This is a genomic window from Streptomyces sp. HPF1205 (assembly GCF_020400825.1).
Classification (GTDB): Bacteria; Actinomycetota; Actinomycetes; order Streptomycetales; family Streptomycetaceae; genus Actinacidiphila.
The window spans coordinates 1-6,350 of sequence record NZ_JAINVH010000078.1 but is presented as its reverse complement, the minus strand read 5'-3'; the positions used below and the strand labels follow the sequence as shown (position 1 = coordinate 6,350).

5 protein-coding genes and 2 pseudogenes are annotated in these 6,350 nt (G+C 68.6%); 2 read left to right on the top strand and 5 right to left on the bottom strand.

Features of this window, described 5'->3' with window-relative positions; all coding sequences use genetic code 11:
* Window positions 1–151: pseudogene (locus tag K7G61_RS35535) on the top strand (IS256 family transposase); the annotation flags it as partial.
* Window positions 152–246: 95 nt separating this feature from the next.
* Here K7G61_RS35535 and K7G61_RS37225 read toward each other — a convergent pair.
* The 4 genes from K7G61_RS37225 to K7G61_RS35515 form a co-directional block, all read right to left on the bottom strand.
* Window positions 247–2,121 (bottom strand): ATP-binding protein, encoded by a 1,875-nt coding sequence (locus tag K7G61_RS37225; RefSeq protein WP_225851285.1) that lies wholly within the window; start codon window positions 2,119–2,121, stop codon window positions 247–249.
* 103 nt (window positions 2,122–2,224) lie between these two features.
* Window positions 2,225–2,401: a hypothetical protein gene (locus K7G61_RS35525; protein ID WP_225851284.1), complete on the bottom strand. Its 177-nt coding sequence runs from the start codon at window positions 2,399–2,401 to the stop codon at window positions 2,225–2,227.
* Between the two features lie 329 nt (window positions 2,402–2,730).
* Window positions 2,731–3,000: a transposase gene (locus tag K7G61_RS35520; protein ID WP_225851283.1), complete on the bottom strand. Its 270-nt coding sequence runs from the start codon at window positions 2,998–3,000 to the stop codon at window positions 2,731–2,733.
* A complete protein-coding gene (locus K7G61_RS35515; RefSeq protein ID WP_225851282.1) occupies window positions 2,979–4,283 on the bottom strand; it encodes an ISL3 family transposase in 1,305 nt (434 codons plus the stop codon). Before K7G61_RS35515 ends, K7G61_RS35520 begins: the two co-directional genes overlap by 22 nt.
* 168 nt (window positions 4,284–4,451) lie before the next feature.
* Here K7G61_RS35515 and K7G61_RS35510 point away from each other — a divergent pair, with 168 nt between their 5' ends.
* Window positions 4,452–5,594 (top strand): DUF6183 family protein, encoded by a 1,143-nt coding sequence (locus K7G61_RS35510; protein WP_225851281.1) that lies wholly within the window; start codon window positions 4,452–4,454, stop codon window positions 5,592–5,594.
* A gap of 19 nt (window positions 5,595–5,613) precedes the next feature.
* Here the strand turns inward: K7G61_RS35510 and K7G61_RS35505 are convergent.
* Window positions 5,614–6,350, bottom strand: a pseudogene (locus tag K7G61_RS35505) (hypothetical protein); the annotation flags it as partial.

The window sequence follows — 6,350 nt, the reverse complement described above, 5'->3', positions numbered from 1 at the left end:
TGAGCAGGCCGCCCTCAAATGCGTCTACCTGGCCGTCATGAGCCTGGACCCCACCGGCACCGGACGCAAACGCTGGACCATGCGCTGGAAGGCCGCGCTCCAAGCCTTCGACATCACCTTCGACGGCCGGCTCACCGCCGGACGCCGCTGAACAAAACCAACCGAGTTCCACCGTTCGCTACACAGACCCCGGCTTGGCACACCCGATCCGCCGCGCCCTCTGAACCGACGCGAGGGAACCCCGCGTCACGGCTTCGGCGGCCCGCCGCTCATCTGCTCGGAGCCCGAGGCCGGTCCCGCGCCATTCAGCGTGTCCACGGGCAGCGTGACCAGCGCGGTGGTGCCGCCGGAGTTCTCGCCGCGCAACTGGACGCGGATACCGTGCCGCAGGGACAGCCGGCCGACCATGAACAGGCCCATGCAGTCGGAGACGTCCACGTCCACCGTGGGCGGGTTGGCCAGCCGCTGGTTGACGACGGCCAGTTGCTCGGAGAGCAGGCCCAGCCCGGTGTCCTGGATTTCGATCAGCACCCGGCCGTCAGGCACTGATTGGCCGGTGACCCGGACCTTGGTGTGCGGCGCGGAGAAGACGGTGGCGTTCTCCAGCAGCTCGGCGAGCAGGTGGACCAGGTCGCTGACGATGCGGCCGGTGACCTCCGCCGAGGGCACGGAGAACAACTCGATCCGCTCGTACTGCTCCACCTCGGCGGCCGCGGCGCGCAGGACGTCGACCAGCGGCACCGGGGAGATCCACCGGCGGACGGGCTGCTCACCGGCGAGGGCCAGCAGGTTGTCACCATTGCGGCGCATGCGGGTGCTCAGGTGGTCCAGTTTGTACAGCGAGGAGAGGTGGTCCGGGTCGGTTTCGCGCGACTCCAGCGCGGATAGCAGCGAGAGCTGGTGGTGGAGGAGGACCTGGCTGCGGCGTGACAGGTTGAGCGCCATCGACCTGAACTGCACCTGGTTCGCGATGACGCGGACCACCTCGCGGTGCAGCTCGTTGACCGCCGCGGCGAGTTCGCCGATGTCGTCACGGCCGTGGATGCCGACCGGCTTCAGCGCCGTGTGGATGTCGTTGACCCCCGCTTCGGGCAGCCGCCAGGCCAGGTCCGGCACCTGCCTGCGGGCCATGTCCTGTACGGCGTCCCGTAACTGGCGCAGCGCGGCCGAGCGGCGTACCACCGTGGGACGCACCTTCCTTACGCGGGAAACCGCGTCTTCGAGGATCGCCTTAGCCTGCGCCTCGGCCTTCTCCCGTTCGGCGGCGGCATCCCGGGCCGCTTCCAGCCGCACCCGTTCGGCCTCCTGGTGGGCGCTGTCGAGGTCGGCCATGTGCTGCTCGGCCAGACGTGCCGCCTTGGCCATGCGCCACTGCTCTTCGCGGGCCTGCCGCTGCAGTTCCTCGCGTTCCTCCTGCTCGTGCAGCTGTGCGAGTTCGGCCTCCAGCGCCGTGCACCTCTCCCGCGCGCTGTCACGTTCCCGCCGCGCCTGCGCAAGAGCCGCCTTCAGTTCCTCGATCGTTTGGCGCAGCCGCGCGCACTGCTCCTCAAAGTCGGCCTTCTGCCTGCGGTGCAAGTCCAGTTCCGCGCCGCTGCGCTGCCTGTCGCGTTCGCCCGCGGCTTCGAGCTGCTGGATGCACACCTCCAGTTCGCGCAGCTTGCGCTGCTGGCCGCGGACGTCGGCCCGCAGGTCGCGGATCTGCAGCTCCGCCTCCTCCTTCTGGAGGATCGCGTCCTCCAGCCGGTCGCTGGCCATCTGCTCGCGGTACCTGAGCGGCTGGTCCGCCAGCAGGGCCTCACGGTGCCGCCGGTAGATGTGCCCCTGCAGCTCAGCGGTGACCTCCAATCCATGCGTCTTGCAGGCCGACTTCATCAGGATGTCGAGGAACTGCTTGTCGGGAATGCGCTCGCCCGCGAGGTAGCGGGACACCGACGGCGCGCTGAGGTGGTGGTAGACGGCGAACTGGCGCAGCGACTTCCCCGTGGCCTTGAACAACCCCCGCAGGGCGGACGCGAGATCGCGGACCTCCGGTGAGAGCTCGGGCGCGAGGGATTTGAAGCCCTTCAGATCCTCCGCGTCGCCGAACGGCACCTGCTCGCTGCCCGCACCGTGTTTCCCCACCTGTTCTCCCCATCCTCCCCTGCCCTGTGCACCACAGGCTGCCACGCGTTCGGTCAACCGGGCGCCCGCTGCACCGCCTGCCTCCCCTTGAAGTGTCGTCCCGTCACTCGATGAGGCTGTTGAAGAACGGAACGGCCGCCCCGAAAGCCCCCGCTCCGCACAGCACGGCCTCGGCCGCCCCGGCCCCTGACAAGGCGGTCAGCGCGGCCGCCCCGATCCCGCCCAGGAGGGCGAGCAGGAACACCAGTGCCGACCGCACGGTCAGCAGCGTGCGGTTCATGTGTTCTCCCCTTTCACAACCCGGGCACGTCGGGCCCGCGAACGTCCTGCGAGTGCTTCCCGACGCCCAAGCCTGCAAGGCCGCGCGGCTGTTGCGGGACGGAAACGCGGCCGTTCCCGCGAACGGAAACGGTTTCTGCCAGGGGAAGGGGGTGTTCCCGGGCGGTAACACCCGGGCGTACAGTCATGGAGCCGCAGGGGTCACCCTCTCCCGGCGCTGCGCCCGCGAGCCCGCTACGTGTGGGCGATCACGAAATTGCCCAGGTGACGGCGGTCGTGACAAGCGGTTCTGTCCACTTGCTGTGGAGTCGTGACTGGCTGCGATATCGATCAGTCTGCGTGGAGGATCTGCAGGCGGAGTAGGTCGAAGCCGACGCGTCCGTACCCGTGCCTCTTGACCCGTTTCACCCGGTTTACGTTGCCCTCGACTCGACCGGAGTTCCACTCCATCGTGAGGCCGGCGGTGACGGCGTCGAAGTCCTGGCGGAGCCCGCGGGCGAGGCTGGTCAGAGAGGGGAAGCCCGTGGACTCGGCCCGTCCGAGCCAGTCGGCGAGGTCATGCCCCCTCCGCTCGGTCATCATCTCGGCGAAGGTGCGCACGCAGGTCGCGACGCTGTCCAGTTCCGGGCAGCGGCCAGCAGTTCCTTCAGCCTGCGGGTGCCGTTCTCGTCGAGGTGGTCGGGGTGGCTGGTCAGGAGTCTTGTCGCCTGGCGGGCGGTCAGTTCCTGGACCACGGTCGGCGCCGGTTGGCCGCTGCCGCGGAGGGTCTGCAGGTGGCGGCGGACTGTGCGCTCGCTGCCGTGATAGCCCCTGCCGCGGATCTCCCCGCAGAGCCGGACGGCGTCGGTGCACCCCTCGTTCCAGCGCTGGTGCAGGTAGCCGAGGTAGGGCTGCACCCGGTTCTCACGCTTGCCGGTGCCGGCGGGCAGGTCCTCGGGACTGGCCGCGTGCGCGTAGCGGCGGACCGTCTTGCGGTCCAAGCCCAGTGCCTCGGCGATCGCGGATATCCCCACTCCCTTGCCGAACAGGGCGTGGACGGCTGCGTGCCGCTCACGGCGCTGGACCGCGCGCAGGCCCTCCAGCGCCGGTGGTACCGACAGGGCTGTGCCGCTGACCTGCGCTTCCTGGACTGCCGGCCGCTCCGGCTCCGGGATCTCGGCCAGGCAGGCGCGGTGCGTGAGGACACACTTCTCGACCGCCTCGCACACGTTCTTCCAGATATGGAACCGGTCCGCGACCTGGATCGCGTCCGGACAGGCGGTGCGGACGGCCTCGGCATACGCGCTGGCCCGGTCCCGGCACACAATCTCCGCCCCGGGATGCGAGCGCAGCCATGCGGTCAGCGTCTCCGCAGTGCGGTCGGGCAGCACGCCCACGCGCTCGCCCGTCTCCATGTCCACGATGATCGTCCCGTACACGTGGCCCTTCTTGAAGGCGAAATCATCGACACCCAGGACGCGCGGCGCGGTGCCGACCGGCTCGTCGGGGAGCTTCCGCACCAGCCTGAGCAGCGAGTTCGCGCTCGTCGGGATCGACAGGTGCGCGGCCAGCCGGGCGCCCGGACGCCCGGAGAGGGCCAGCGTGATCTTCTCCAGCGTCCGGTGCAGCAACGCCGTGCGCCGGGCGAACCGCTTGGTTAGCCCCTCGACCTGCTCCACGAACGTCCGGCGATCGCATTCCTGGGCCGGGCATATGAACCGGCGCACGAGCAGGTCGATCACGGCCCGGTGCCCGGACACCGCCACGTCGGCCAGGCGCCTGCGGTATCCACCGTGGACGCGGCCCGACACCGTCCCGCACCCCGGGCACACGGCCTGCCGCGTCGCGGTACGTACCGAGAAGGTCACCAGTTCGTCGTCCACCAGGACGTCGTCCACCACCACCGTGGACAGGTGGGAGAAGGCGCTCCAGAGAACGCTGCAGTCACACGAGCGCCCATCCTTCCAGGCATCGGTGACGGCACGTCACGGCTCCACAGCAAGTGGATCAGAACCGCTTTCCACGACCGCCGTCACCTGCCCCTCCGACCAGCCCTCCCATAGGCTCACGGCGTGAGCGACCGGATACAGAAGATCGTGACGCGACTGCCCGACCTGAAGAGCGTGACCAAGGTGTGGGACATGGCCGAGCGAAGGCTCGATCAAGGCGATGTCGCGTTCGTGGCCGATCTCGGCATCGCCTTGGCCGAGCGATACGGTTCCTCCGCCGCTCAGGTCTGGCAGTACCGCAGTGTTTTCGACTGTCTGCTCCGCCTGCTGACCACGACCTCGGGTCAGGAGTACGTCGAGCAGGCGTTGCGGCTCGTGTCGGCCGCCTCGCCCGGCAATCAGAGGCTGGCCCGCTACACGGCTTCCCTTCTCGCCGATGGCCAGACCGCGAAGGACCTGGCCATCCCCTTCGCCGGCGGCAGCTCACGCGCGGCAGCCTCGGAGGAGCTTCGCGCCTGCCTCGTGCAGGAGTTGGTGCTCAGGGGCGTCACGATCGCGGAGTCGCCGGCGATCGAGTCGTGGGCGACTTCACCGCACTGGCGCCATCATCCGCTCGCGTGGCTGCCGCTGGAGCTGTCGGTGATCGAGGAGACGCCGCCTCTGCCGAGCTACTCAGTGGGTGGGGCCAGTTATTCGATGCCTTACGGGCCACAGGACGGCCCCGGTGTCGCGCTGGGCAGGGTTACGCTCCTGCCGCAAGTGACCGAGACGACAACGGAGGAGTTCAGCGAGGCTGCTACCGCAGCGGTGGCCAACTGGGCGGAGGAGTCCAACGGCCGCAGCGAGGCCGGAATATACGAACTGGCGGAACCAGTTGAGGCGGAGATTCTTCCCGGTTTGTTGGCGGCACTGGGGCTGGAGTGCCTGAGCGGCGTCGGTCCGCGCATGCGCTTCGCCCTCTCCGCCTGTCGACCGGAACACGCCTGGCGCATGCTCTTCGCGGCGGCATCGACCGGTGGCGCGTACAACAACGGCGTCTACGGCGCTTATGGGCGGCTGGCCGCCTGGCGTTCCCTCGCCTCCTTGTCCGGAGCATCCACGACAGCACCGGTCGGTGAAGCGGAGCGAACCATCCAGGAATGCGACTGGTACAGCTTCGGGGCCGCCACGAAGTGGTTCGAGCGCGTGGCGTGGGACATAGGGCTGGTCTCTGTTGCCCCGGGGGCTCGGCGCATCGCTGTGCTGGCAGCCACGGACACGGACTGATCCCGCTGAGGAGCTCGGATTACCCACCGCCCTCCCGGGGTTTGTCGTTGTGGATCAGCTCGGTCATCGTCAGCAGGAGGCGGAAGTATGCGAACGCCTCGGGGAAGGGCCACGGATAGCCCAGTTGGGCAACGTGCCGGCGCAGCTCCGGCAGGCACTTCGTGAGGACGTTCCGTCGACCCTGGTCAAGATCCCCGTCATTCGCGAGATAGGTGGAGACGCAGCCGGTCAGCCACGTGTCCAGCTCGACCAGGTCTGCCTTGGTACCGGCTGGAACGTCGGGAAAGGGGGATCGGCGGTGGGTGGCCCAGAGCCGTCCGACCTCGCCGAGCATCGCCTGCTCACCGTCGGGGCCGGGCCATCTCCACCCGAGCAGGTATCGCACCTCCGCCTGGCGGGGAGTCCTGTGGTGCCGAGCCTTGGCGACACAGCGGCGATCTGCGAACGACGCCACCTCCTGCAGCCACACCGTGCGGCTGGCCTCCAGCTTCTCCAGCGAGTGAAGCAGTGCCGTCTCGTCGTTCCTGAGGTCACCAGCTGTGCTCAGATATGACCACGTTCCGTGAAATCCGAGTGGACAGTAGCAGCCAACTGCGTCCCGCAGAGCTCGGTAGCGCTTGCCGAATGGGAGATCACGGTCACGAACGTGCCTGGCATACCCGCGGAAGCTCATGCGCTGATCATCTCGCAGCCGCCAGTTGTCGGCGGTATGGCGCTGACGTTTTGAACTGCAAAAATACCGATTCAGATCGTCGC